The following is a 25,937-nucleotide window of genomic DNA, read 5'->3' on the forward strand; positions in this document are numbered from 1 at the left end:
CAGGGGCATAATACTCACCAACTTTATGCCCCCGTTGCGAGTTTTTCATGCACAGCCCACTCAACCTGGATATCGAGCACTTTCTGGCCCACGACTGGCAGCGCAAACCGTGTCTGTTCAAGGCCGCCCTGCCGGGCTTTGAAGACCCCTTAAGTCCCGACGAGCTGGCCGGCCTGGCGCTGGAGCCCCATATTGAGTCCCGCCGGGTGTGGCGTGAGCAGGAACTCTGGCAGGCGGAAACCGGGCCCTTTGACAGCTACGATCATCTGGGGGAAACCGACTGGACCCTGCTGGTGCAGGCGGTGAACCAGTGGCATCCGGGCGTACAGGACCTGGCCGAGCTGTTCCGGTTTATTCCCGGCTGGCGCTTTGATGATGTGATGGTGAGCTTCTCCACCCCCGGTGGCGGTGTGGGCCCCCATATCGACCAATACGGTGTTTTTATTCTGCAGGGCAGTGGCAGCCGTCGCTGGCGGGTAGGGGAGCGCCAGAGCCTGCGCGAATTTGCAGCCCACGGTGCTCTGCGCCACTGCGATGACTTTGAAGCAGTGATCGACGAAGTGCTGCAGCCCGGCGACATGATTTATATTCCGCCCGGCTGCCCCCACGAGGGCTATGCCGACACACCGGCCATGAACTACTCCATCGGATTTCGTGCCCCCGACGCCAAAGATCTGTTCTCCGGCTTTGCTGATCATCTGCTGGCTCATGTGGATATTACGCCGCGGTTTGATGATGCCGGCATGGCGGCCGCCAGCGCTCATGGCCGTCTCGATAGCAGCGTAATGACGCAGGTAAAAGGCCTGATGCAGGAGCTGCTGAACGACGACGCCCGCCTTAATGACTGGTTTGGCGAAATGATCTCGGAAGCCAGGCATGATCTCGATCTGGAAGTGGCCGAGCCGGCCTACAGTCTGGAAGAACTGGTGCTGCGGCTGGATCATGGTGACCATCTCTACCGCCTGGGCGGGGTGCGCTGTTTCTACCATGAAGGCAGCGAGAACGTCTTTTATCTTGACGGTGACCGTTATCAGCTGGCCGAGCCTGATACTGATGCCATTGCCCTGCTGTGCGATCAGGCTCGCATCTGCGGCCCGGAAGTGGCCTGCCTGAAAGAACCCCGTAATCTGCTCGACTGCCTGCTGCCGCTGGTGAACCAGGGCTACTGGTATTTTGAGGAAGACGAATAATGGCGGTGGAGCTTTACTTCGTGCTGGAATCGCCGGCGCGCCCCGAGAACGTGGGGGCTGCCGCCAGGGCCATGAAGACAATGGGCTTTGAGCGCATGCGGGTGATTAACAGCCGGGTGCATGAGCAGGATGAAGCGGGCTGGGTGGCCCACGGTGCGCAGGAGATTCTGGCGCAGGCCGAGCATTTTCCCTCCCTGGCCGAGGGGCTGGCCGACATGGATCTGGTGATTGCCACCACGGCCCGCCGGCGTGGCCGCTATCAGCACTATCTGACGCCCCGTGAGGCGGTGACCCAGATCAATAACAAAGTGGTACACAAGGTCGCCATACTGTTTGGCTGCGAGGAGTCGGGCCTCAGCAACGAGCATCTGGCCCAGGCCGATATCATCAGTTACCTGCCGCTCAAGGTGAGCTATCCGTCACTCAATCTGGGTCAGGCCATCATGCTCTATGCCTGGGAGCTGAGCCAGGGACTGACACCAGAAAGCGCGCAAAAAAACAACGGTCAGACCGAAAGCGCTCAGCTTCGTGTGTTGCAGCAAAAAACAGAGCAATTACTGAGTAAGGTGGGAGTTTCCCAGCAGGAAAAACTGGCTGAATGGGTTAAAGACCGGTTGCCTGTGCTGGAGCAGCGCGATCTGAACCTGCTGCACCTGCTCTGCAAGGACCTTGAGCGGGCCCTCAAACCCGGGGAGCCAGGTTGACAAGTCCGCAGCCACAGGGTATTGCTATGCCATTCGTTGTTACAGGTTGTATGTCATGCTGCACTCCATCCGCACCACCACCATTATTATTACCGGCACCACCATGAGTGGCACCGGGGCGGGCTGATGCGCTGACGACAAACAAAATTTGAATCGAAAAGCCCGTGTCCCCATCAGATACGGGCTTTTTTAGTTTTACACAGGGAGTAATGAATGCGAGTCCTGAAATTTGGCGGTACATCGCTGGCAAATGCCGAGCGGTTCGATACCGTGGCCGATATCGTGGTCAACAATCAGCGCCAGTCCCAGGTGGCACTGGTGTTGTCGGCCCCGGCCAAGGTTACCAATCATCTGGTGGCCGTGGTGGAGCAGACCATTCGCGGCCTGGAAGCGGCCCCGGTACTGAAAGACATAGAGCAGATCTTTCACGGCATTATCGACGGACTCAAGAGCAAGTACGCCGGTCTGGATGACGCTGCTCTCAAGATAACCGTAGAGCGGGAGCTGAACCAGCTGACCCGGCTACTGCAGGGTGTCAGCCTGCTGCAACAGTGCCCCGACAATATTCAGGCCCGCATTCTCAGCCGGGGCGAAGCCCTGTCCATCGCCACCATGAGCGAGCTGTTGCGCACCCGCGGTGAGCAGGTGGAAGTGATAGTGCCGCAGGACATGCTGCTGGGTGAAGGCAGTGTGCTGGAAGCGCAGGTTAATATTGAAGTCTCCCGTCAGCGGTTTATCGACAAGGGCCTGCGCAGCGACTGCGTCTACCTGATGCCGGGCTTTACCGCCGGTAACGAAAAGGGCGAGACCGTTATTCTCGGCCGTAACGGCTCCGATTATTCTGCCGCTGTCCTGGCTGCCTGTGTGGGCGCCGAGTGCTGCGAAATCTGGACCGATGTGGACGGCGTGTACAACTGCGATCCGCGCCTGGTGCCCGATGCCAAGCTGCTGCGCCAGCTGTCCTACAAGGAAGCCATGGAGCTGTCCTATTTCGGTGCCAAGGTACTGCATCCGAAAACCATAGCGCCCATCGCCCAGTTTCATATTCCCTGTCTTATCAAGAACACCGGCAATCCCCAGGGCGAAGGCTCGCTGATCGGCCCCGAATGCAGCGACGACGATCTGCAGGTAAAAGGTATTTCCGATCTGGCCGGCATGACCATGATCAACATCTCCGGCCCCGGCATGAAGGGCATGGTGGGCATGGCCGGCCGGCTGTTCTCCTGTATTTCCCGCGCCGGTGCCAGCATAGTGCTGATCACCCAGAGCTCCTCGGAATACAGTGTCAGCTTCTGTATTCACACCTTTGACAAGCAAAAGGTGCAAAAGGCCATTGCCAACGAATTTGCGCTGGAGTTCAAAAACAAGCTGCTGGAGCCGCTGGATGTCATCGACGATCTGGCCATTATCTCTCTGGTGGGGGATCGCATGCGTACCGTGCGGGGCGTGTCGGCCCGCTTCTTTAACTCCCTTGCCGAGGCTTCCATCAATATCGTGGCCATTGCGCAGGGCTCCAGCGAGCGTTCCATCTCGGCGGTGATTGGTAAAGAGAAGGTCACCGAAGCGATCAAGGCCTGTCACCAGAACTTTTTCTCCAGCCGCCAGTTTATTGATGTATTCCTGGTAGGCTGTGGCGGCGTGGGCGGCGCTTTGCTGGAGCAGATCCGCCGGCAGCAGCCGGTGCTGGAAGCGCAGGACATCGGCATTCGGGTAGTGGGTATTGCCAACTCCCGCAAGATGCTGCTGGATCGCAATGGCATCAGCCTGAATGACTGGCGTGATCAGCTGGAGCTGGCTCAGGAGAGTTTCAGTCTGGAGCGGGTTACCCGGCTGGTGGAAGACAGCCATCTGATCAACCCGGTACTGGTGGACTGCACCACCAGTGACGTTATTGCCGATCAGTATGCCGACTTTTTGTCCGCCGGCTTCCATGTGGTTACTCCGAACAAAAAGGCCAACACCGCCAGCCTGGACTACTACCGCGAGCTGCGCCGCTCGGCCCGCTCCACCCGCCGCAAGTTTCTGTATGAAACCAACGTGGGCGCGGGTTTGCCGGTGATTGAAAACCTGCAGAACCTGATCCGCGCCGGTGATCAGCTCAAGGCCTTTGGCGGCATTCTCTCCGGCTCCCTGTCTTACATCTTTGGCAAACTGGACGACGGCATGAGCTTTGCCGAAGCCACTCGTATTGCCCGGGAAAATGGCTTTACCGAGCCGGACCCACGGGATGACCTGAACGGCATGGACGTGGCCCGCAAGCTGCTGATCCTGGCCCGGGAAGCGGGCATGGAGCTGGATCTCGACGATATCGAGGTGGAGCAGGCGCTGCCGCCGGGCTTTGATGCCAGCGGCGATATCGAGACCTTTATGGCTCGTCTGCCACAAGCCGATGCCTGGTTTGCCGAGAAAACCGCCGAAGCGGGCGAGGGCAAAGTACTGCGCTATGTGGGTGCCATTGAGGACGGTAAATGCAAGGTTGTGATCAAGGCCGTGGACGGGGATGATCCCCTGTTCAAGGTGAAAGACGGCGAAAATGCCCTGGCGTTTTACACCCAGTATTACCAGCCCATTCCGCTGGTGCTGCGGGGCTATGGTGCCGGTGCCGATGTGACCGCAGCCGGCGTGTTCGCCGACCTGTTGCGCACCCATAACTGGAAGCAGGAGATTTAAATGAGTGTTGTAGCCTATGCGCCGGCCTCTACCGCCAACGTCAGTGTTGGGTTTGATGTGCTGGGGGCTGCGCTGGCCCCCCTCGACGGCTCCCTGCTGGGAGACCGCGTGCTGGTGGAAAATGCCAGCGGCGAATTTCAGCTCACCAACGCCGGCCCCTATGCCCAAAAGCTGCCGGAAGACCATACCCAGAACATCGTTTACGATTGCTGGCTGGCTTATGAACAGGCCCTCGACAAAAAGGGCCTGGCGCGCAAGCCGCTGACCATGACTCTGGAAAAGAACCTGCCGGTGGGCTCGGGGCTGGGCTCCAGTGCCACCAGCATTGTTGCCGCCTTTGTGGCGCTGAATGCCTTTTATGACAACGCCATGAGCGAGCATGAGCTGATGCTGCTGATGGGCGAGCTGGAAGGCCAGATTTCCGGTTCCATCCACTACGACAACGTGGCCCCCTGCCATCTGGGCGGCATGCAGCTGGTGCTGGACGAAGCCGGCGTGGTCAGCCAGACCCTGCCGTCCTTTGAGGAATGGTACTGGGTGGTGTGCTACCCGGGCATTGCCGTGTCTACCTCTGCCGCCCGGGAAATTCTGCCGGCCCAGTATCGTCGTCAGGACTGCCTGGAATACGGCCGCCGGCTGGCGGGTTTTGTGCACGCCAGCCACACCGGCCAGGAAAAACTGGCCGCCGCCATGTTGAAAGACGTGATTGCCGAGCCCTACCGCGCCCAGCTGATCCCGGGCTTTAATGCAGTGCGTGAGCATGCTGCCGCCATGGGCGCATTGGCCACCGGCATTTCCGGCAGTGGTCCCACCGTGTTTACGGTGATGAAGGATCTGCATCAGGCAGAGAAACTGCAGGCCTGGCTGGCCGACCACTTTATTCAGAATCAGGATGGCTTTTGCCACATTTGCAAACTCGACGCCGAAGGCGCACGAGTCACAGGAACCAGACTATGAAGTTGTACAACATCAAGGATAATGCAGAAACCATCAATTTTGCCGGGGCCGTCAAACAGGGTCTGGGCCGCGGCCAGGGCCTGTTCTTTCCGGAGCAGTTAAGCCCGCTGGCCAATGTGGATGCCTTGCTGGAGCAGCCATTGGTGCCGCGCTCCGTGGCCATTCTGCAGCATCTTATCGGTGACGAGATCCCACAAGACACCCTGACCGCCATGGTGGAGCAGGCCTTTACCTTCCCGGCACCGCTGGTGAAGGTGGACGATCACACCTACGCCCTGGAGCTGTTCCACGGCCCGACCCTGGCGTTCAAGGACTTCGGCGGCCGTTTTATGGCCCAGTGCCTGGCCACTTTGCGCAGCGACGGCAAGATCACCATTCTGACTGCCACCTCCGGCGACACCGGTGCCGCCGTGGCTCATGCTTTCTATGGTCTGCCCAATATCGACGTGGTTATTCTGTATCCCGAGGGCAAAATCAGCCCGTTGCAGGAAAAGCTGTTCACTACACTTGGGGGCAACATTCGCACCTTTGCGGTACAGGGCGACTTCGACGCCTGTCAGGCGCTGGTGAAGCAGGCTTTTGACGATGAAGAGCTGAAGGCCGCCGTGGGTCTGAACTCCGCCAACTCCATTAACATCAGCCGGCTGCTGGCCCAGGTGTGCTACTACTTTGAAGCCGTGGCCGAGCTGCCCGCCGAGCAACGTCACAAGGCAGTGATTTCCGTGCCGTCCGGCAACTTCGGTAACCTGACTGCCGGACTCATCGCCAAGGCCATCGGCCTGCCGGTGAAGCGCTTTGTGGCCGCCACCAACGCCAACGATACGGTGCCGCGCTATCTGCAAAGCGGGGACTGGGCACCCAACGCCACTGTGGCTACTTTGTCCAACGCCATGGACGTCAGTCGTCCCAACAACTGGCCGCGAGTGGAAGAGCTGTGCCGGGTCAAGGGCTGGGAGCTGTCTGATATCGCCTCCGGCATGCTCAACGACGAGCAGACCGAAGATGCGCTCAAACGTCTGTTTGCACAGGGTTACCTGTGCGAGCCCCACGGTGCCATCGCCTGGGATCTGCTTAACAAGGAGCGGGGCAAGGACGAAGTGGGCATTTTTCTGTGTACTGCCCATCCGGCCAAGTTCAAGGAAAGTGTTGACCGTATTCTGGAGCAGGATGTTGAACTGCCGGGACCACTGGCCAAGCATAATGCCATGGAGTCCCTGTCCGAGACCATTGCTGCCGATTTCGCCGTGCTGAAAGCGAAAATGATGGGCTGAGGCCAACACCTTTAGTCTGTAAAAATGCCGGGCAAGCCCGGCATTTTTTTGCTATTCCCTAATCCCCATTCCCTATTCCCCTTATTCTTTGTAAGCGATCTCTCAAAGCAGTCTGGGAAAAGGCGCTTTTGATATATGGTTTTAGCTGCATCTTTTTATAAGTATATGAATTTTAATGCTTTTAATTTTAAGGTTGAAATCTGAGCAGTCAGGTTCGTGCCTGGCCTGCATTGCTCCCGGAACAGGGTAAGGTATAGTTATTTCCAGAAGGAACACAGTGCTGGCAGGCAAGCCGGCAGCCAGGAACGGCAAAGGACAAGGTCCGGGAAGACCAAGGGGACAGGCAAGGGAACGCCAAGGGATACCTTCAGGACGAAGCGGTTGGTTGCAGGAGCGCAGCCATTCATGGAAGAGCCAGGGACAAGCCCGACGGAGCGGGAAAGGGGAAGACCCGGAGCGGTCAGGTCAGGGAATGCAGGGAGCAACTCAGGTTCAGGAAGGAGCCGACGACACCAAAAGGGGCAGCCACTGGCTGCCCCTTTTCTATGACGCTCACATGGCCGGCGGCTGAATATCCAGCTCGTCCACAAAGCGCTCTACCGTCAGCTCCGCCTGTTTGATCTCATCAAACAGGGCAATATGGCAGATGGCATCGCCTTCATTCACCAGCGGCATGGTCAGGCTGCCAATCACAATACCGCTGCGCGGAGCCACAATAAGACACTGCTCGGCTCCCAAAGGAGCGCTGATAGTCCCCAGAATATCCCCCTTGCGAATACGATCTCCCAGCCGTACCTTGAGGTGCAGCAGGCCGTCGTGCTCGGCCCGTATCCAGGTACTGCTACGGGCAATAATGGCCTCGCTGGCAGACTTGACCGTGCTGCTTTTCAGCATGCCCAGGCCACGCATCACGCGAATCACGCCACGCACGCCCGCCTTGATGGGCAAAGGGTCAAAGCGCAGTGCCTCACCGGCCTCATAGAGGATCACCGGCACCCCCTGAGCTTCTGCCACTGCCCTGAGTGAGCCATCGCGAATGCTGGCATCAAGAATAATGGGTGCACCAAAATTTTCTGCCATTTGCCGGGTTACCGGGCAGTCGAGCTGAGCCCGTATCTGGGGCAGATTGGCCCTGTGAATGGCCCCCGTGTGCAAGTCGATAATATGACTGCATTTGCTGACAATTTCATTGACAAAAAAGTGCGCCACCCGGGCCCCCAGCGAGCCTTTTTCCGAGCCGGGAAAACAGCGATTCAGATCGCGCCGATCCGGCAGATAGCGTGATTTGTGAATAAAACCAAATACGTTGACCACAGGCACGGCCACCAGAGTGCCTTTCAGCCGGGCCGGATTGATTTTCGCCAGCACCTGATTGACTACTTCAATACCGTTCAGTTCATCACCGTGAATGGCGGCACACAGCAACAACACCGGCCCCGGCTGCTTGCCGTTCACTACTTCCACCGGTACTGTCAGTGGCGACTGGGTATAAAGCTGGGCCAGCGCCAGCTGCATGGTCCGGCGCTGGCCTGCCGGCACTGACTGACCCGCCAGTTCAAAGTGATGGCTCATCAGCCTCGCTCCCGGCTGCGGGTTTTGCGGTGCAGATTTTTCTCAATATGCTCTACAATCAGCTCGGCCACATCTTTCCCGGTTGCCTTTTCAATGCCTTCCAGACCGGGAGAAGAGTTTACTTCCATCACCAGAGGGCCACGGCTGGATCGCAACAAGTCTACTCCGGCCACTTGCAGTCCCATGGCCTTGGCCGATGCTACCGCAGTTTTGCGTTCTTCGGGCGTAATACGCACCAGCCGGGCTTCCCCGCCTCTGTGCAGGTTTGAGCGAAATTCACCTTCCTGAGCCTGACGCTTCATGGCTGCAATGACTTTGTCGCCCAGCACAAAGCAGCGAATATCGGCACCTCCGGCTTCTTCAATAAATTCCTGCACCATGATATTGGCCTTGAGGCCCATAAAAGCTTCCAGCACGCTTTCTGCCGCCTTGCGGGTTTCTGCCAGCACCACACCAATACCCTGAGTGCCTTCCAGCAGTTTAATGACCAGAGGGGCACCGCCCACCATCTTGATAAGGTCGGGCACATCATCGGGTTTGCAGGCAAAGCCGGTGATTGGCATGCCTACGCCATGGCCCGACAGCACCTGCAGTGAACGCAGCTTGTCCCGGGAGCGGCTGATGGCGGCCGAATGATTGAGCGAATAGCAGCCCATCATTTCAAACTGGCGCAGCACGGCGGTGCCATAAAAGGTCACAGAGGCACCAATACGGGGAATGATGGCGTCAAACTGATCCAGATCCTGCCCTTTATAATGAATGGATGGCTTGTTATCGTTAATGTTCATATAACAGCGCAACACGTCGATCACAGTGACCTCGTGGCCGCGGGCCTCGGCGGCCTCACGCAGTCGGCGAGTGGAATATAAAGACGGATTACGGGACAGAATGGCAATTTTCATGGGTAGCGCGGTTCTCTTGACGTGATGTGCCTGACGGCGAAATTCGGCTCACTATCTACGCCAATGCAGCCTTGCATTCCAGCAAGAAAATCCGCAGTTCAGACACAAAAAATTTGTTTGCTTTGCCCGGCACCAGGCACAAGAGCAATTTCAGCGGTCAGTCATTGTCGCAGAGCAGATTGCCGGCCCTGCCACCATGAACCATACTCTAGTCCTAATTGTTTGATATTCCCAAAAAATATTCATAAAGCGGTACGCCGCGAGCAAAATAATGAGGAGGAGCCATGAGTTCCGATGCGAACAAAAGCAAGCAGTCATTGCAGGCCGGAAAACAGCAGTTTCATTATTTTTCCATTACTCCCTCACTGTCTCAGTTACCCAAGTCCCTTAAGGTACTGACCGAAAACCTGCTGCGTTATGGCGGTGACAGCCTGGCCGGCGATCTGCAGGCCATGGAGGACTGGCTGAAACAGGGCCGCTGCGAGCATGAAATCGCCTTTCGTCCGGTGCGGGTGCTGATGCAGGACTTTACCGGCGTGCCGGCGGTGGTGGATCTGGCGGCCATGCGCGAAGCGGTGAAGCGGCTGGGAGGAAAGGTAGAAAAGGTAAATCCTCAGTCGGCGGTAGATCTGGTAATAGATCATTCGGTGATGGTGGACGAGTTTGCGACTCCTGAGGCCTTTGCCGCCAACGTAGACATGGAAATGGCTCGTAACGGCGAACGTTACGCCTTTTTGCGCTGGGGCCAGCAAACCTTTGATAATTTCAGAGTGGTGCCCCCCGGCACCGGCATCTGTCATCAGGTTAACCTGGAATATCTGGGCCAGACGGTATGGCAGCAAAAAACAGACGACGGTACCCTGGCCTGTCCGGATACGCTGGTGGGTACCGACTCCCACACCACCATGATCAACGCCCTTGGCGTGCTGGGCTGGGGAGTGGGCGGCATTGAAGCTGAAGCTGCCATGCTGGGTCAGCCGGTGTCCATGCGCATTCCCGAGGTGGTGGGCTTTAAACTCACCGGTGCCCTGCGGGAAGGCATTACTGCCACGGATCTGGTATTAACCGTCACCGAAATGCTGCGTAACCACGGCGTGGTAGGCAAGTTTGTGGAATTTTACGGTGACGGTCTGGCCAGCCTGCCGCTGGCAGACAGAGCCACCATTGCCAATATGGCCCCGGAATACGGTGCCACCTGCGGCTTTTTCCCGGTGGATGAAGAAACCCTGCGCTATCTGCGCCTGACCGGCAGGGACGAAGACCATATCGAACTGGTTGAGGCGTACACCAAGGCGCAGGGCCTGTGGCGCAACCCGGGTGATGAGCCGGTCTTTACCGACACCCTTGAACTCGACATGGGCAAGGTGGAAGCCTGTCTGGCCGGTCCCAAGCGGCCTCAGGACAGAGTGGCCCTGGAGCAAGTGCCGGACGCCTTTACTCTGGCCCATGAGCAGACCGTCAGCCAGCAGGCCGAAAGCCGGCTGGAAGGTGAGGGCGGCCAGACCGCCGTAGGCTATGAGCAGGCACAGCAGGGCACCGCCTTTACCCTGAACGGCAACACCCATCACCTGCGCGACGGCGCTGTGGTGATTGCCGCCATTACTTCCTGTACCAACACCTCCAACCCCAGTGTGCTGATGGCCGCCGGCCTGATGGCCAAAGCGGCGGTAGCAAAAGGCCTCACCCGGGCCCCCTGGGTGAAAAGCTCACTGGCACCGGGCTCAAAGGTGGTTACCGACTATCTCAAGGCCGCCGGCATGATGCCGGCGCTGGAGCAGCTGGGCTTTCATCTGGTGGGTTATGGCTGCACCACCTGTATCGGCAACTCGGGGCCGCTGCCCGAGCCCATTGAAGCGGCCATTCGTCAGGACGATATCACAGTGGCATCTGTGCTGTCGGGCAACCGCAACTTTGAGGGCCGCATTCATCCGCTGGTGAAAACCAACTGGCTGGCGTCACCGCCTCTGGTAGTGGCTTATGCGCTTGCGGGCAACATGAAGGTGGATCTGACCAAAGACCCGCTCGGGCAAGACAAAAACGGCAAGCCGGTTTACCTGAAAGACATCTGGCCGTCACAACAGCAAGTGGCCGAGGCGGTGGCCAAGGTGAAAACCGAGATGTTCAGCAAGGAGTATGCCGCCGTGTTTGACGGCGACGAACGCTGGCAGGCCATTAAGGTAACCGGCAGTGCCACCTTTGACTGGCAGCAGGACTCTTCCTACATTCGTCATCCGCCGTTCTTCAGCGAGATGCAGGCCGAGCCCGAAGCGGTCACCGATATTGAGTCGGCCCGGGTGCTGGCACTGCTGGGGGACTCGGTGACCACGGATCACATTTCGCCGGCGGGCAGCATCAAGGCCGACAGCCCGGCGGGCCAGTACCTGCAGTCACTGGGCATAGCGCGCAAGGACTTCAACTCCTACGGCTCCCGGCGGGGCAACCATGAGGTGATGATGCGGGGCACCTTTGCCAATATCCGTATTCGCAACCTGATGCTGGACGGTGTGGAAGGCGGCGAAACCCGGCATTATCCCAGTGGTGAGCAGCTGTCCATTTATGATGCCGCCATGCGTTATCAGGACGAAGGCGTGCCCTTGGTGGTGGTGGCCGGCAAGGAGTACGGTACCGGCTCCAGCCGGGACTGGGCCGCCAAGGGCACCCGGCTGCTGGGGGTACGGGCGGTCATTGCCCGCTCTTATGAGCGGATTCACCGCTCCAACCTGATCGGTATGGGGGTATTGCCGCTGGAGTTTACCGGCAACGACCATGCTGAAAGCCTGGGCCTGACCGGCGAAGAGCAATTGTCCATTCGTGGCCTGAGCCAGCTTGAGCCCGGTTGTACACTGACGGTGGCCATTACCGGTGCCGATGGCAAGGAGCGGGAAATAGAGGCGCTGTGCCGTATCGATACGCAGGACGAAATGACCTACTATCGCCACGGCGGCATACTGCACTATGTGATCCGCAATATGCTGTAGGCCCCAATTTATTGGGGCAATAGTGTCGCGTGTTTGCTGATTTGCCCGGCTGAAGCCGGGCCTACATCAAGTTAGTTCAGTTTTCCAGCGTGGCCAGAATAACCTGATCCGGACTGAAGCAAGCGGTGGCGTGCTCGCCTTCAGCAGGCAATGGCTCGTCAACAGGGCGCAGGGCGCAGATGTCGCCGCCCTGATCCAGAGTGAGTATTACTTCATTAAACCGGTCACCGGCAATCACCTGCTGCACTACACCCGACAGGCTGTTACTGCTGTGCACCGGATCCCTTTCAATGCTGACCCAGGGCGCCTTGATCAGCGCCAGCACCTCCTTGCCCGGCGCCAGCCCCAGACGCTGGCAACTGCGCTCGGTAATATCGGCCAGAATATGTGCACCGCCATTCAGCGTCAGGCTCACTTGATGGCTGAGGTCGTCTCGTCCCACCGACTGCACATAAGCAAAAAACTGGTTGCGGGCACTGGTTTGCAGGCCAAAGCGGGACACCACCGCCAGCAGGCTGTCGAGAGACGCATTTTCATCCTGCAGGGCATCCACCGCCATGCGTTCAATGCGGTTCAGCAGTCCGTAGATTTTCAGAACACGGTTGCCATAATCGGTTAACCGGGCACCACCGCCGCCCTTGCCGCCGGCCCCACTGGTTACCAGAGGCTGATCTGCCAGCTCGTTCATCTCTTTAACCGCATCCCAGGCGGTTTTATAGCTGATGCCAGCCGCTTTGGCCCCTTTGCTGATAGAGCCTTCCCGCTGAATTTCTTCCAGCAGGCGTACTCGTCTTGGAGTAATAAACAGGCGGCCCTGCTGTTGCAGGCTCAGCAATATATCCAGTTCCACGGTGCTCCTCGTGTTGTTCGGCTGACGAGTGGCCATGATACTCCAATACCGTTGTATTTTTGATTATATAGCGATACATTTATATCGCTGTATAACAAATTACATAACCCTGAAGGACCAAACCTTATGTCAACGCTTCGTACCGCATCTGTGCTGATGTGCACCCTGGGCGCGTCCATGCCGGCTCTGGCCGATGAAATCAAGGTAGCGGTGGCCGCCAACTTTCTCGATGCCATTACCACCCTGGGAGAGCAGTTTGAGCAAACGTCCGGTCACAAGGTGTTGATCTCGTCCGGCTCTACCGGCAAGCTGTATGCCCAGATCCAGAACGAAGCGCCCTTTGATGTGTTTTTTGCCGCCGACGACAAGCGTCCCGAGCTGCTGGAGCAGGAGAACGCCATTGTGCCCGGCTCGCGCTTTACCTATGCCATGGGCACCCTGGTGCTGTGGAGCCCCGATGACAAGCTGATCGATAATGATCTGACGGTGCTGAAAAACGGTGATTTCAGGTTTCTGGCGGTGGCCAACCCGGTGACCGCCCCTTATGGACGCGCCGCGCAGCAAGTGCTCACCGGTATGGGGCTGTGGCAAGACTTCAGCAAAAAAATGGTACGGGGCGAAAACATCGGTCAGACCTACCAGTATGTCTACAGCCGCAATGCCGATCTGGGCTTTGTGGCCAAGTCTCAGGTATTCAGCCAGGACGAATATGCCGACGGCTCCTGGTGGGAAGTGCCGGCAGAGCTGTATTCACCCATAGTACAGCAGGCGGTACAGCTGACCGACTCTGCCGCGGCCACCGAGCTGCTGGAGTTTGTGCGTTCCGAACAAGGCCTCAAGGTGATCCACGCCTACGGCTACGGCACCGAAGCGGCCAACTGAGATGCTGGCCCCTCAGGATATGGCAGCGTTGACTCTGACGCTGCGGCTGGCAGGCGTCACTGTGCTGGTGTTGCTGGCGCTGGGCACGCCGCTGGCCTGGTGGCTGAGCCAGACCCAAAGCCGGCTGAAAACCGCCATTGAGGCGGTGGTGGCACTGCCGCTGGTATTGCCGCCCACCGTGCTGGGGTTTTATCTGTTATTGTCACTCGGCCCCCATGGAGTGATTGGCGGTTTGTCCAAAGCCATGGGGGGCAGCAGTCTGGCCTTTACCTTTACCGGCCTGGTGATTGGCTCGGCGTTTTATTCACTGCCCTTTGTGGTGCAGCCGCTGCAGGGGGCTTTTGAGTCGTTGGGGCGGCGACCGCTGGAAGTGGCCGCCACCCTGGGTGCTTCGCCGCTCAATCGGTTTGTGACCGTGGCCATGCCGCTGGCCCGCCGTGGGTTTCTTACCGCCATTGTGCTGGGTTTTGCCCACACATTGGGGGAATTTGGCGTGGTGCTGATGTTGGGGGGCAATATTCCCGGTGCCACTCAGGTGATCTCCATCGCCATTTATGATCACGTTGAAATGCTGCAATACAGCCAGGCGCATTTGCTGTCGGGGCTGCTGCTGGTGCTGTCATTCAGTATTCTGATGGCGGTATATATGCTTAATCGTCGCTTTTCGGTGGTACACCCATGATCAAGGCGCAGTTTCAGCTTATGCGGCCAGGGTTTCGCCTGGATGCCGCCTTTGCACAGCCGGCCACTGGCGTGACTGCGCTGTTTGGCCCTTCTGGCTGCGGCAAAACCACGCTGCTGCGCTGCCTTGCCGGGCTGGAAAAAGCCGAGGGCGAGCTGTGGCTGGGGGAGCAGTGCATACAGCAAGGCAGGCGGTCGGTGCCGGTGCATCAGCGTCGTTTTGGCTATGTGTTTCAGGAGGCCAGCCTGTTTGCCCATCTGTCGGTGCGCAACAATCTGGCTTATGGCTGGCGGCGTTTACCCAAGGGACAGCCGCGACCGGACTTTGATGAAGTGGTGGGCTGGCTGGGACTGGAGCACTTGCTTGACCAGAGTGCCGCCTCGCTTTCTGGCGGTCAGCGTCAGCGGGTGGCCATTGGCCGGGCTTTGCTGACGGCACCGCGCTTGCTGCTGCTCGATGAGCCGCTGTCGGCGCTGGATACGCAGGCCAAGCGGGAGATACTGCCCTGGATTGAAGGTCTGGCAGAGCGCGCCGGTGTGCCGGTATTTTATGTCACTCATGCGCCGGAAGAGGTGGAGCGACTGGCTGACAGGGTGATTTTTATGCAGGACGGACGCACCACCCGCATGGAGTCATTGCAGCAGGCCATGGCACGGCCCGATTCACCGCTGTTTGTGGAGCAGGGCGCGGCCAGCATGATTGACGGCCATCTGAACGACGAGCTGGCCGATGGCCGTACGCCTTTTGTGTTCAACGATCAGACCCTGTGGCTGGTGCATGCACGCAAGCCCGGCGGCAAGGGGGCCAGAGTCAGGGTGCTGGCGTCGGATGTGAGCCTGGCGCTGGTGCCGGTAGCAGGTATTTCTGTGCTGAACCAGTTGCCGGTGACTTTGCGGGCACTGCACAGTGTGCAAGAGGGCAGGGTACTGGCCGACTGTGAGCTGAACGGCGGCCAGCGGCTGCTGGCCGAGGTATCTGCCTGGTCGGCAAATCAGCTGGGCCTGCATCAGGGCATGAGATGTTATGCCCTGATAAAAGCCGTGGCGCTGGTGAACTGATCTTAAGCGCTCTTGCGCACTACGCCGTCGGCGGTGCCGATCAGCAGCACATCGGCACCGCGCTCTGCAAACAGGCCGTTGGTGACCACACCCACAATGCCATTGATGCGGGTTTCGAGTTCACGGGGCGCGGTAATGCGCAGACCATGCACATCCAGAATATGGTTGCCGTTATCGGTTACTACGCCTTGCCGGTAAACCGGGGTGCCCCCGAGGCGGGCGAGTTCCCGGGCCACATATTCCCGGGCCATGGGGATCACTTCCACCGGCAGGGGGAATGTTCCCAGCACGTCCACGGTTTTGGTGCCGTCCACAATGCATACGAACTTGCCGGCCACAGCGGCCACAATTTTTTCCCGGGTCAGGGCCGCACCGCCGCCCTTGATCATGGCCATGGAGCCGTCGATTTCATCGGCACCATCCACATAGACGTCGAGCTCGCTGATGTCGTTGAGATCAAATACCGGAATGCCCAGATCTTTCAGGCGCAGGGTGGAAGCCTCTGAGCTGGAAACGGCACCCTTGATTTGATCCTTGATGGAGCCGAGGGCATCGATAAAGTGATTTACGGTAGAGCCGGTGCCCACACCAACAATGCTGCCCGGGGTTACGAACTCGAGTGCCGCCCAGCCGGCGGCTTTTTTCATTTCGTCTTGTGTCATGGCTGTGCTGTTCTCCTGCATAAGTGGCGCGCATTATAGCAAAGCCGGCCCCGCTTGCATGGGGCTTTTACCAGCGCCAGTGCCGGCCTGGAGTCAGCAGCTCGGGCAGGGGCACGTCCCAGTGGTCGACAGGAATGGCGGGCAACTGCTGGCAGTCGTGGGCCAGGCCCACCGGGCGCGGGCCTGTGCCCTGATGCCAGCCGGCCAGGGTGCGGTCATAAAAACCGCCGCCCATGCCAATGCGGTTGCCGGCAGCGTCAAAGGCCACCAGGGGGGTGTAAATCACATCAAGCTGCTGCTTGGGCAACAGCAGGCGAATATCGAGGCGGGGCTCGGGAATGCCAAAGCGATTGGCGATCAGCTGAGCGTCCGGATCGTAACGCAAAAACATCAGATGCCCGGGGCTGAAGTGATGCAGCACCGGCAGGTACACCTGAGCGCCCTGAGACCAGTACCAGTTGATTAAAGGATGAGGGTCGAGCTCACCGTCATTGGCCAGATACAGCGCCACCTTGCCGGCCTGTGCCAGGTGTGGCGTGGCGGCAACTCTGTCTTTGATGGCATGAGCAGCAGCTTGTTGTTCGGTGCGGCTCAGCCGGCGGCGGGCTTCCCGAATCTGCTGGCGAATATGGTGGCGTTCAGTCACTGGCTCACTCCAATATATCAACGGTTCCAGGGGCTGTTTTTAAGATGAAGATACAGGGTTTCCACCTGAGTGCGGGCCCAGGGCGTGCGGCGCAAAAATTTCAGGCTCGACTTGATGCTGGGATCGTTTTTAAAACAGTTGATATTGACCCGGCGGGCCAGCTCGTCCCAGCCGTATTTTTCTACCAGCTCTGTCAGCAGGCGTTCAAGGGTAATGCCGTGCAGGGGGTTGTTGGGTTGTTGGTTCATGGCCGCGGCCCTGTTGATAAACATAAACAAAAAGACCGGCAAGCCGGTCTTTTTAAATAGGGTCCCAGGGTGCCGTTGCGAGTGTTAGTCCTTGAACCCGTCGGTTCAAGGCGGAACTCCGGTATCCGCCGCAGGCGTCTCGGTCGGGCCGAGCATGCTCAATAGCGAATAACACGGCGTTCCTGTGCTGTTGATATCGGCTCAGGGACACCACTCACTGACGCACACCCCAGGGAAAACAAATTGTACGGACCTCAGCCAACCTTACTGGCCAGTGCCTCTTCAATAGTATGCTGAAGCATCTTGATGCGTTTGTCCATGGCGTCAGCATATTGGTGGTTTTTGTCTTTTTCAAGCTCAAGCTCGTGGCAGACATTCAGTGCCAGCATAATGGCAATTTGTTCATTGGATGCCGGCTTGCCGCTTTCACGGAATTTGCGAATACGCTCGTTGAGCATATCAGCTGCCCGGTGCAGTGAATCTTCCTGCCCGGCAGGACAGGCCACCTTATAAGGGCGCCCGAGAATAACGATGTCGATTGCCGCTGTGGTCATGTGGTCCTCAGGTGGCTTGCAATGAGCAAAATAATGTCCCGCGAATATATAGTGGCACACCAGAACTTTCAAGGGGTTGCTGGTCTGCATCCGGTGACGGTGCTAGGATCTGCATTAATTCTAGTACTTATGGTCGAGTAAACAATGAACAATAGCGCCCGCCTTAATTATGATGCCTTTACCACTCTGCTGGAGCAGCACAATATGGTGGTGACCGCCGCCGAAGTGCATGGCGTCATTTGCGGCCTTATCGGGGGAGGCATGGCACGGGACGATGTGCGCTGGCAACAGCATTTCAACGACCTGCTCAATGACGGCTTCGGCCTGCCCGCCGAGCTGAAAAAAGCCGTTAACCTGCTGTTTAACCGGGTTTATGATGATCTGCTTGATCAAACCCGCTTTGAACTGCTGCTGCCCGACGATGAAGAGCCGCTGGATGATCGCCTTGATGCCATGATGGAATGGGCCGGTGCCTTTCTGGCCGGTTTTGGCGTGGTGCAGCAGGAGCTGAACAAGGCTTCTGCCGAACTGCAGGAAATGATCCAGGATATCAGCAGCATTACTCAGGTATCCGGCGAATTTGAACAGGAAGATGAAGAAAGCGAGGCGGCTTTTGTGGTTCTGTATGAGCACCTCAAGCTGGGCGCTACGCTGGCCTTTGAAGAGTTTGGCAAAGGCAGCCCCAAGCCTGAGCAACCCACACTGCACTGATTTGTTCAATATGGCACACCCATGACTCATTATGATGTAGTAATCAATGGTGCCGGCATGGCCGGTGCTGTGCTGGCGTTAAGCCTGTCCGGGCTGCGCCGGCCCGATGGCCGCCGGCTCGATATTGCAATAGTTGAGGCACAGGTGCCTGACCATGGGCAGCATCCCGGCTTTGATGCCCGCAGCATAGCGCTGGCCTGGCACAGCTGTGAGCAGCTCGACCGGCTGGGGATCTGGCCGGCACTGGCACCCCTTGTTACTCCCATTACTCAGGTTCAGGTCTCCGATCAGGGGCATATTGGCCGGGTTGAAATGAACGCGGCCGAATATGGCGTGCCGGCCCTGGGCAATGTGCTAGAACTTCATCTGGCCGGCCGGGAGCTACATCGCCGTCTGGCAGAGTGCGACAATATACGGCTGTTTTGTCCCGATCAAATTGCAGACATTGAGCAGCAACTGTATCAGGTGATGGTAAAGCTGGACTCGGGCACAACACTGACGGCGGCTTTACTGGTGGCTGCCGATGGCAGCCGCTCTCCCGTCAGCCGGCAGCTTGGGCTGCCCCGTCAGCAGCTGGATTATGGCCAGAGCGCCATTATTACCAATATTGTCACTGCCATACCCCATGCCGGCCGGGCTTTTGAGCGTTTTACGCCTCAGGGGCCGCTGGCGCTGCTGCCCATGAGTGAAGGCCGCAGCTCGCTGGTGTGGTGTGTGACGCCAGCGCGGGCAGAAACATTAATGGCAATGGACGATACCGGCTTTCTGGCAGCACTGCAGCGGGAATTCGGCTACCGGCTGGGCAAAATGCAGCGCTGTGGTGAACGCTTTCGTTATCCGCTGGTGTTGGACCAGGTGTGTAAACCCTGGCATCACAGGGTGGTGTTACTGGGTAATGCGGCACACTTGCTGCATCCTATTGCCGGCCAGGGCTTTAATCTGGGGCTCAGGGATGTGGCAGCACTCACCCGGCACATTCAGGCGGCGCTGCTGGCTGAACAGGATATTGGCAGCCACAAGGTGCTCAGTGGTTATGGCCGCTCGCGGCAGCCGGATCAGAGTGGCATTGTTGGCCTGACCACGGCGCTGGCACTGCTGTTTTCCAATGATAACCCGGCGCTGGCAGCCGGGCGAAATCTGGGGCTGTCGGTAATGGCGGCCTGCGCGCCGCTGAAGAGTCAACTGGCCTGGCGGGCCATGGGCAAGAGGTAAGCAATGCAAGCAGCAGATGTGATTATTATTGGCGGCGGCATGGTGGGGCTGACCCTGGCACTGGCACTGAAGCCCAGCGGCCTGAAAGTGGCCGTGGTGGAAGGCAAGGTACCGGACGATACCTTTAATGAGGTGGCCGACAACCGGGTCAGTGCCATCAACCTGGCCTCTCAGACTTTGCTGGAGCGGCTGAATGCCTGGCCTGCGCACAGCAACCGGCTGGGGCCCTACACCAGCATGGAAGTATGGGAAGCCCAGAGCCGTGGGCGCATAGGCTTTTCTGCCGGGCTGATGCACCAGTCCCACTTGGGTCATATCGTGGAAAACCGCCTGCTGCAGCACCATCTGCTGGAGCAGGCGCGGCAATGTCCGCACATCAGTCTGCACATGCCGGTCCGGGCGGCGAGCGTGTCGGCCAGTGACAGCGGTGCTTTTGTGCTGCTGGATAACGGCACTCCCATTACCGGCCGGCTGCTGGTGGGCGCCGATGGTGCCCGCTCCTGGCTGCGCGGCCAGATGCAGCCGGGCATGGTTGAATGGGACTACGACCACAATGCGCTGGTGGCCACCATCGAAACCGATGAGCCCCATGAGCAGTGTGCCCGTCAGATATTCAGCGGCAATAATATTATCGCCTTTTTGCCCCTGGCCGGTGCGCACCGCTGCTCACTGGTCTGGTCCTGTACGCCGGAACGGGCTCAGGAGCTGCTGGCACTCAGTGACGACGACTTTAACAAGCAACTGGCCACTGCCTTTGATCTGCGCATGGGCCTGTGCCGGGTGCTGGGGCCGCGCATGGCTGTTCCGCTCAGGGCCCGCTACAGCCAGCAGTTCTGTGGTAAACGCTGGGCACTGATTGGCGATGCGGCTCATACCATACATCCGCTGGCAGGGCAGGGAGTAAACCTGGGCCTTCAGGATGCTGCCGCCCTGGCTGATACCCTGATGACCCGCCATGCCGAAGGTCAGGATATTGGCGAGCTGGCGGGGCTGCGTCGTTTTGAACGCTGGCGCAAGGCCGAAGCCACCACCATGCTGGCAGGCATGGAAGGGCTCAAGCGGCTGTTTGGCAGTGAGCTGGGGCCGGTTAAAGGCCTGCGTGCGTTTGGACTTGGGCTGACTGACCGGCTGACTCCGCTCAAGCGCCGGCTGGCCGCTCATGCCCTGGGCGTGGGTGGCTTGCAGCCGGCCTTGTCGCGCCTTCATGAAAATGAATGAGAAAAACTAATGCGATCAGGTTTTGTGATTAGTTTTTTTAAGTGATGCGAAAGAGGCTGAAAAGCCTCTTTTTTTCGCTTGTACTGAAATGAGCGCATATTATCGCAGCATTGTTTAAATTATTGTTAATTTTTGGTTTTAATTGCAGTGTTTGTTGCTTTCTTTACGTTGAAAAAGCTGTCGTGGTACAGCTCACATTTTGCACTGAAAGGTTTACGGATTAGTTTTTTTTAACAGCTGCGCTGTGTTATCCCAACACCGCATGAGTATAATCGAACGGCACTACCGGATTATCGCTCGCTGGCCGGGCTCGCAATATTAAGGAAGCGTCATGACTCAGCAAACAGTTTTGCATCCGCAGCACCTGGAAGCCGGTGCCAAAATGGTGGATTTTCACGGTTGGCATATGCCCATCAACTATGGCTCCCAGCTGGAGGAGCATCACGCCGTGCGTCAGGACGCCGGCATGTTCGATGTGTCGCACATGACCATTGTTGATGTGAAGGGTGCCGGGGCCAAGGCCTTTCTGCAGCGCCTGCTGGCCAACGACATTGCCCGTGTCACTCAGCCGGGCAAGGCCATCTACAGCGGCATGCTGAACGAGCAGGGCGGTGTGATTGACGATCTCATCACCTATTATTTTGCCGAAGACGATTACCGCATGATCGTCAACTCTGCTACCCGCGAAAAAGATCTGGCGTGGATGGCCAAACAATCCGCAGGGTTTGATGTGACCCTCACCGAACGCCCCGAGCTGGCCATGATCGCGGTACAGGGCCCCAACGCCAAGGCCAAAGCCGCTGCCGTATTTACTCCAGAGCAAAACGCTGCCGTGGAAGGCATGAAGCCCTTTTTTGGCGTGCAGTCAGGCGATTTGTTTATTGCCACCACCGGCTACACCGGTGAAGACGGCTATGAAATTGTGGTGCCAGCCGAGCAGGCGGCCGCCCTGTGGAATGCCCTGAAAGACGCCGGTGTGCGCCCTTGCGGCCTGGGTGCCCGTGACACCCTGCGCCTGGAAGCGGGCATGAACCTCTATAGCCAGGACATGGATGAAGACACCTCGCCGCTGGCCGCCAACATGGCCTGGACCATTGCCTGGGAGCCGGCAAATCGTGACTTTATCGGCCGTGCCGCCCTTGAAGCCCAGCGTGAAGCGGGCGATCAGCCCAAGCAGGTAGGACTGGTGATGAAGGCGAAAGGTGTGCTTCGCGCCGGTACCCCGGTACGTTTTACCGATGCCGATGGCAATGAGCAGCAGGGAGTGATCACATCCGGTACCTTCTCACCTACACTGGGCTTCAGCATTGCCCTGGCGCGGGTGCCGCGCTCCATTGGCGACAATGCCGAAGTGGAACTGCGCAAAAAATGGATGCCGGTGTCCGTGGTAAAACCGACTTTTGTACGTTTCGGCAAAGCGGTCGCCGAGTTTTAAGAACCAAGAGGAACAACAAAATGAGCAATATCCCCAGTGAACTGAAATATGCCCGTACTCACGAATGGGTCCGGATTGAAGAAAACGGTGAAGCGGTGATCGGTATTACCGAACATGCGCAGGATCTGTTGGGTGATATGGTGTTTGTTGAGCTGCCCGAAACCGGTCGCACCGTAGATGCCAATGAAGAGTGCTGTGTGGCCGAGTCGGTCAAGGCCGCTTCAGACATCTATGCCCCGGTCAGTGGTGAAATCATTGCGGTAAACGACGATCTGGAAGACAGCCCCGAGCTGGTGAACTCAGACCCTTACGGTGATGGCTGGCTGTTCCGCATCAAGCTGACCGATGAATCCGAACTGGATGAGTTGCTTGATGCCGAAGGCTATGAAAACAGCATCGACGAAGACTAAGTTCATCTGTGCCCCCTGCGGGGGGCATTGCCGTTGACGTGCCATTTCACCGCCAGACTTTAGCCGGCCAGTACCCCCCATTTGCCGGTCGTCTGTTCACCCTCGGGCCAGCCCCGAAGAAGGAAGTAAGAAAAATGACCCAGTCTTTGTTTGAACTTGAGCAGAATAACGCCTTTACCGGCCGTCATATCGGACCTTCCGAGCAGGAAGTGGCTGCCATGCTGGCAGCAGTCGGGGCCGAGAGCCTGGACGACCTGATTAAACAGACGGTACCGGCGAGCATTCTTAATGACCAGCCCCTTGGCATTGGCGCTCCGCGCACTGAGCAGGAAGCCCTTCGCTACCTGAAGTCGCTGGCCAGCCAGAACAAGGTGTGCAAGAGCTATATCGGCATGGGCTATCACGATACCCATGTGCCCCTGGTGATTCAGCGTAATGTGCTGGAAAACCCGGGCTGGTATACCGCCTATACCCCGTATCAGCCGGAGATCGCTCAGGGTCGTCTAGAAGCCCTGCTCAACTTTCAGCAAATGACCCAGGATCTGACCGGTCTGCCCCTGGCCAGCGCCTCGCTGCTGGATGAGGCTACCGCTGCTGCCGAGGCCATGGCCCTGGCCCGCCGCGTCAGCAAGAACAAAAAAGCCAATATTTTCTTTATTGCCGACGACGTGCACCCCCAGACCATCGACGTGGTGCGTGAGCGCGCCGAGCACTACGGCTTTGATATCAAGGTGGCTCCCGCCGAAGCAGTGGTGGAGCACGACGTCTTTGGTGCTCTGTTCCAGTATCCGTCCACCACCGGTCAAATTCGTGATCTCAAGGATTTGATTGCTCAGGTTCAAAGTGGCAAGGGCATTGCCTGTGTGGCCGCCGATATTCTTTCTCTGGTGTTGCTCAAGGCCCCGGGCGAGCTGGGCGCCGACGTGGTACTGGGCAACGCCCAGCGCTTTGGTGTGCCCATGGGCTACGGTGGCCCCCACGCTGCTTTCTTTGCTACCCGCGATGAGCATAAACGCTCCCTGCCGGGCCGCATTATTGGTGTGTCCAAAGACACCCGTGGCAAGCCGGCCCTGCGCATGGCCATGCAGACCCGCGAGCAACACATTCGCCGTGAAAAAGCCAACTCCAACATCTGTACCGCCCAGGTGCTGCTGGCCAACATGTCCAGCTTCTACGCCGTGTATCACGGCCCGGAAGGCCTGAAGCGCATTGCCGACCGGGTTCACCGCCTGACCGACATTCTGGCCCTGGGCCTCAAGAGCAAGGGTGTGGCACTCAAGCACGACACCTGGTTCGACACCCTCACCATTGAGACCGCCGACAAGGACGCCATTATCGCCCGCGCCCTGGCCAAAGGTGCCAACCTGCGCACCGATCTGGCCGGTGCCCTTGGGGTATCCTTGTCCGAAACCACCACCCGGGGTGACGTGGCCGAGCTGTTCGACATCTTCCTCGGTGACGGCCATGGCCTGACCGTGGACGCGCTGGATGCCAAGGCTGCCGCCGGCACCGATTCCATTCCCGCCGGGCTGGTGCGCGACAGCGCCATCCTCAGCCACGAGGTGTTCAACAGCTACCACTCGGAAACCGAGATGCTGCGCTACATCCACAAGCTGGAGATGAAGGATCTGGCCCTGAACTACGGCATGATTTCGCTGGGCTCCTGCACCATGAAGCTGAACGCCACCGCTGAAATGATGCCGGTGAGCTGGCCCGAGTTTGCACAAATTCACCCCTTTGCGCCGCTGGATCAGACTCAGGGCTATCAGGCCATGATTGGCGAGCTGGAAAACTGGCTGGTCAAGGTCACCGGTTACGACGCCGTGTGCATGCAGCCCAATTCCGGTGCGCAGGGGGAATACGCCGGTCTGCTGGCCATTAAAAAGTACCATGAGTCCCGCGGCGACGGTCATCGCGACATCTGTCTGATCCCAAGCTCCGCTCACGGCACCAACCCGGCCTCGGCCCAGATGGCCAACATGAAGGTGGTGGTAGTGGCCTGCGACAAGCAGGGCAACATCGACATGGCCGATCTCAAGGCCAAGGCCGAGGAAGCGGGTGAGAACCTGTCCTGCATCATGGTGACTTATCCGTCCACCCATGGCGTGTATGAAGAGAATATTCGCGAAGTATGCGAAATCGTGCACAGCGTTGGCGGTCAGGTTTATATGGACGGTGCCAACATGAACGCTCAGGTGGGCATTACCTCACCGGGCTTTATCGGCTCCGACGTGTCGCACCTTAACTTGCACAAGACCTTTGCCATTCCTCATGGCGGCGGCGGTCCGGGCATGGGGCCCATTGGCGTAAAAGCGCACCTGGCACCTTTTGTGGCCGGCCACAGTGTGGTGAAAACCGACAAGGAAAGCCGTAACAACGGCGCCGTGTCGGCCGCTCCGTTCGGCTCAGCCAGCATTCTGCCGATCAGCTGGATGTACATTGCCATGCTGGGCGACGAAGGCCTCAAGCGTTCCACCCAGCTGGCCATTCTGAATGCCAACTACCTGATGCGCAGCCTGGCAGAGGATTATCCCATTCTCTACACCGGCCGTAACGACCGGGTAGCCCATGAGTGCATTGTGGATATTCGCCCGCTGAAAGAGTCCAGCGGCATCAGCGAAATGGACGTGGCCAAGCGTCTGAATGACTTTGGCTTCCATGCGCCGACCATGAGCTTTCCGGTAGCGGGTACCCTGATGATTGAACCCACAGAGTCCGAGTCCAAGGCCGAGATCGACCGCTTTATTCACGCCATGAAGCAAATTCGTGCCGAAATGCGCAAGGTAGAAAGTGGCGAGTGGACCCTGGAGGACAACCCGCTGGTGCATGCGCCCCACACTCAGGACGACATCATGGATGCCGAGTGGAACCGCGCCTACAGCCGCGAGCTGGCGGTGTTCCCGTCGAGCGAGGTACGCCGCAGCAAGTTCTGGCCTACCGTCAACCGCATCGACGATGTTTACGGTGACCGCAACCTGTTCTGCAGCTGCCTGCCCACCGAAGCCTACGGCGAGTAACGTAAAAGCCCTGCTGAAAAGCGGGGCTTTTTTGTGGTGCCATTCAGCCCCATGCAAATTGTCAGAAATCGACAATACTTAGACTATTCACCAACTTGTTTGGCCTTT

22 protein-coding genes and 1 other RNA gene are annotated in these 25,937 nt (G+C 58.3%); 15 read left to right on the plus strand and 8 right to left on the minus strand.

Annotation, left to right across the window (positions count from 1 at the left end):
* Positions 1-47 precede the first annotated feature (47 nt).
* The 5 genes from G364_RS0112875 to thrC all read left to right on the plus strand — a co-directional run bounded on the left by G364_RS0112875 (position 48) and on the right by thrC (position 6,792).
* Positions 48-1,190: a ribosomal protein uL16 3-hydroxylase gene (locus G364_RS0112875; protein WP_019935560.1), complete on the plus strand. Its 1,143-nt coding sequence runs from the start codon at positions 48-50 to the stop codon at positions 1,188-1,190.
* A gap of 5 nt (positions 1,191-1,195) precedes the next feature.
* On the plus strand, positions 1,196-1,894 hold the full coding sequence (locus G364_RS0112880; protein WP_026344902.1) for a tRNA/rRNA methyltransferase: 699 nt from the start codon (positions 1,196-1,198) through the stop codon (positions 1,892-1,894).
* 213 nt (positions 1,895-2,107) lie between these two features.
* Positions 2,108-4,564, plus strand: a complete 2,457-nt coding sequence (gene thrA, locus G364_RS0112890; RefSeq protein ID WP_019935562.1) for a bifunctional aspartate kinase/homoserine dehydrogenase I — start codon at positions 2,108-2,110, stop codon at positions 4,562-4,564.
* Complete coding sequence (gene thrB, locus G364_RS0112895) at positions 4,565-5,521, plus strand: homoserine kinase (RefSeq protein ID WP_019935563.1); 957 nt, start codon at positions 4,565-4,567, stop codon at positions 5,519-5,521.
* A complete protein-coding gene (gene thrC / locus G364_RS0112900) occupies positions 5,518-6,792 on the plus strand; it encodes a threonine synthase (RefSeq protein ID WP_019935564.1) in 1,275 nt (424 codons plus the stop codon). The genes thrB and thrC overlap by 4 nt, the downstream gene beginning before the upstream one ends.
* Positions 6,793-7,344: 552 nt before the next feature.
* Here the strand turns inward: thrC and G364_RS0112910 are convergent.
* On the minus strand, positions 7,345-8,364 hold the full coding sequence (locus G364_RS0112910) for a succinylglutamate desuccinylase/aspartoacylase family protein (protein ID WP_019935565.1): 1,020 nt from the start codon (positions 8,362-8,364) through the stop codon (positions 7,345-7,347).
* Complete coding sequence (rimK, locus tag G364_RS0112915) at positions 8,364-9,266, minus strand: 30S ribosomal protein S6--L-glutamate ligase (protein WP_019935566.1); 903 nt, start codon at positions 9,264-9,266, stop codon at positions 8,364-8,366. The genes G364_RS0112910 and rimK overlap by 1 nt, the downstream gene beginning before the upstream one ends.
* Positions 9,267-9,550: 284 nt before the next feature.
* On the opposite strand from rimK, the gene acnA reads away from it, so the two are divergent.
* On the plus strand, positions 9,551-12,244 hold the full coding sequence (gene acnA / locus G364_RS0112920) for an aconitate hydratase AcnA (protein ID WP_019935567.1): 2,694 nt from the start codon (positions 9,551-9,553) through the stop codon (positions 12,242-12,244).
* Between the two features lie 76 nt (positions 12,245-12,320).
* Here acnA and G364_RS0112925 read toward each other — a convergent pair whose 3' ends face one another.
* Positions 12,321-13,094 (minus strand): TOBE domain-containing protein, encoded by a 774-nt coding sequence (locus G364_RS0112925; RefSeq protein WP_019935568.1) that lies wholly within the window; start codon positions 13,092-13,094, stop codon positions 12,321-12,323.
* Positions 13,095-13,220: 126 nt separating this feature from the next.
* Between G364_RS0112925 and modA the strand changes: the two genes are divergently transcribed.
* The 3 genes from modA to modC are packed head-to-tail and all read left to right on the plus strand — an operon-like array spanning position 13,221 to position 15,716.
* Positions 13,221-13,976: a molybdate ABC transporter substrate-binding protein gene (gene modA / locus G364_RS0112930; RefSeq protein ID WP_019935569.1), complete on the plus strand. Its 756-nt coding sequence runs from the start codon at positions 13,221-13,223 to the stop codon at positions 13,974-13,976.
* Position 13,977: 1 nt separating this feature from the next.
* Complete coding sequence (gene modB / locus G364_RS0112935; protein WP_019935570.1) at positions 13,978-14,658, plus strand: molybdate ABC transporter permease subunit; 681 nt, start codon at positions 13,978-13,980, stop codon at positions 14,656-14,658.
* Entirely contained in the window at positions 14,655-15,716 is a 1,062-nt protein-coding gene (gene modC / locus G364_RS0112940) for a molybdenum ABC transporter ATP-binding protein (protein WP_019935571.1), read from the plus strand. Before modB ends, modC begins: the two co-directional genes overlap by 4 nt.
* Positions 15,717-15,718: 2 nt before the next feature.
* On the opposite strand, the gene rpiA is transcribed toward modC, so the two are convergent.
* The 5 genes from rpiA to G364_RS0112960 form a co-directional block, all read right to left on the minus strand.
* Complete coding sequence (gene rpiA / locus G364_RS0112945) at positions 15,719-16,378, minus strand: ribose-5-phosphate isomerase RpiA (RefSeq protein WP_026344903.1); 660 nt, start codon at positions 16,376-16,378, stop codon at positions 15,719-15,721.
* A gap of 67 nt (positions 16,379-16,445) precedes the next feature.
* Positions 16,446-17,024 (minus strand): 5-formyltetrahydrofolate cyclo-ligase, encoded by a 579-nt coding sequence (locus G364_RS0112950; RefSeq protein WP_019935573.1) that lies wholly within the window; start codon positions 17,022-17,024, stop codon positions 16,446-16,448.
* A 17-nt stretch (positions 17,025-17,041) separates the two neighbouring features.
* Positions 17,042-17,272, minus strand: a complete 231-nt coding sequence (locus G364_RS0112955; protein ID WP_026344905.1) for a VF530 family protein — start codon at positions 17,270-17,272, stop codon at positions 17,042-17,044.
* Positions 17,273-17,329: 57 nt separating this feature from the next.
* Positions 17,330-17,511: non-coding RNA, 6S RNA (gene ssrS, locus G364_RS17080), on the minus strand.
* Positions 17,512-17,526: 15 nt separating this feature from the next.
* Positions 17,527-17,826, minus strand: a complete 300-nt coding sequence (locus G364_RS0112960; RefSeq protein ID WP_019935575.1) for a cell division protein ZapA — start codon at positions 17,824-17,826, stop codon at positions 17,527-17,529.
* A 144-nt stretch (positions 17,827-17,970) separates the two neighbouring features.
* Between G364_RS0112960 and G364_RS0112965 the strand changes: the two genes are divergently transcribed.
* The 6 genes from G364_RS0112965 to gcvP all read left to right on the plus strand — a co-directional run bounded on the left by G364_RS0112965 (position 17,971) and on the right by gcvP (position 25,829).
* The gene (locus G364_RS0112965; RefSeq protein WP_019935576.1) at positions 17,971-18,537 is read left to right on the plus strand and encodes a UPF0149 family protein; all 567 of its coding nucleotides are present in this window, start codon (positions 17,971-17,973) and stop codon (positions 18,535-18,537) included.
* A 21-nt stretch (positions 18,538-18,558) separates the two neighbouring features.
* On the plus strand, positions 18,559-19,749 hold the full coding sequence (gene ubiH / locus G364_RS0112970; RefSeq protein WP_019935577.1) for a 2-octaprenyl-6-methoxyphenyl hydroxylase: 1,191 nt from the start codon (positions 18,559-18,561) through the stop codon (positions 19,747-19,749).
* A 3-nt stretch (positions 19,750-19,752) separates the two neighbouring features.
* On the plus strand, positions 19,753-20,967 hold the full coding sequence (locus G364_RS0112975; protein ID WP_019935578.1) for an FAD-dependent monooxygenase: 1,215 nt from the start codon (positions 19,753-19,755) through the stop codon (positions 20,965-20,967).
* A 331-nt stretch (positions 20,968-21,298) separates the two neighbouring features.
* Positions 21,299-22,402 carry a glycine cleavage system aminomethyltransferase GcvT gene (gcvT, locus tag G364_RS0112980; protein WP_019935579.1) on the plus strand — a complete coding sequence of 368 codons (1,104 nt, stop codon included), beginning with the start codon at positions 21,299-21,301 and terminating at the stop codon, positions 22,400-22,402.
* Positions 22,403-22,422: 20 nt separating this feature from the next.
* Positions 22,423-22,812, plus strand: coding sequence for a glycine cleavage system protein GcvH (gene gcvH, locus G364_RS0112985; RefSeq protein ID WP_019935580.1), 390 nt, complete (start codon positions 22,423-22,425; stop codon positions 22,810-22,812).
* A gap of 134 nt (positions 22,813-22,946) precedes the next feature.
* On the plus strand, positions 22,947-25,829 hold the full coding sequence (gene gcvP, locus G364_RS0112990) for an aminomethyl-transferring glycine dehydrogenase (RefSeq protein WP_019935581.1): 2,883 nt from the start codon (positions 22,947-22,949) through the stop codon (positions 25,827-25,829).
* Positions 25,830-25,937: the final 108 nt, after the last annotated feature.

This window comes from Oceanimonas smirnovii ATCC BAA-899 (genome assembly GCF_000381965.1).
GTDB classification, from domain to species: domain Bacteria; phylum Pseudomonadota; class Gammaproteobacteria; order Enterobacterales; family Aeromonadaceae; genus Oceanimonas; species Oceanimonas smirnovii.

Bases quoted from the DNA above. Each gene is read 5' to 3' on its own strand.
- G364_RS0112875 (WP_019935560.1), top strand. From the start codon at position 48: ATGCACAGCCCACTCAACCTGGATATCGAGCACTTTCTGGCCCACGAC.
- thrA (WP_019935562.1), top strand. From the start codon at position 2,108: ATGCGAGTCCTGAAATTTGGCGGTACATCGCTGGCAAATGCCGAGCGG.
- thrB (WP_019935563.1), top strand. From the start codon at position 4,565: ATGAGTGTTGTAGCCTATGCGCCGGCCTCTACCGCCAACGTCAGTGTT.
- thrC (WP_019935564.1), top strand. From the start codon at position 5,518: ATGAAGTTGTACAACATCAAGGATAATGCAGAAACCATCAATTTTGCC.
- G364_RS0112910 (WP_019935565.1), bottom strand. From the start codon at position 8,364: ATGAGCCATCACTTTGAACTGGCGGGTCAGTCAGTGCCGGCAGGCCAG.
- rimK (WP_019935566.1), bottom strand. From the start codon at position 9,266: ATGAAAATTGCCATTCTGTCCCGTAATCCGTCTTTATATTCCACTCGC.
- acnA (WP_019935567.1), top strand. From the start codon at position 9,551: ATGAGTTCCGATGCGAACAAAAGCAAGCAGTCATTGCAGGCCGGAAAA.
- modA (WP_019935569.1), top strand. From the start codon at position 13,221: ATGTCAACGCTTCGTACCGCATCTGTGCTGATGTGCACCCTGGGCGCG.
- modB (WP_019935570.1), top strand. From the start codon at position 13,978: ATGCTGGCCCCTCAGGATATGGCAGCGTTGACTCTGACGCTGCGGCTG.
- modC (WP_019935571.1), top strand. From the start codon at position 14,655: ATGATCAAGGCGCAGTTTCAGCTTATGCGGCCAGGGTTTCGCCTGGAT.
- rpiA (WP_026344903.1), bottom strand. From the start codon at position 16,378: ATGACACAAGACGAAATGAAAAAAGCCGCCGGCTGGGCGGCACTCGAG.
- G364_RS0112955 (WP_026344905.1), bottom strand. From the start codon at position 17,272: ATGAACCAACAACCCAACAACCCCCTGCACGGCATTACCCTTGAACGC.
- G364_RS0112960 (WP_019935575.1), bottom strand. From the start codon at position 17,826: ATGACCACAGCGGCAATCGACATCGTTATTCTCGGGCGCCCTTATAAG.
- G364_RS0112965 (WP_019935576.1), top strand. From the start codon at position 17,971: ATGAACAATAGCGCCCGCCTTAATTATGATGCCTTTACCACTCTGCTG.
- ubiH (WP_019935577.1), top strand. From the start codon at position 18,559: ATGACTCATTATGATGTAGTAATCAATGGTGCCGGCATGGCCGGTGCT.
- G364_RS0112975 (WP_019935578.1), top strand. From the start codon at position 19,753: ATGCAAGCAGCAGATGTGATTATTATTGGCGGCGGCATGGTGGGGCTG.
- gcvT (WP_019935579.1), top strand. From the start codon at position 21,299: ATGACTCAGCAAACAGTTTTGCATCCGCAGCACCTGGAAGCCGGTGCC.
- gcvH (WP_019935580.1), top strand. From the start codon at position 22,423: ATGAGCAATATCCCCAGTGAACTGAAATATGCCCGTACTCACGAATGG.
- gcvP (WP_019935581.1), top strand. From the start codon at position 22,947: ATGACCCAGTCTTTGTTTGAACTTGAGCAGAATAACGCCTTTACCGGC.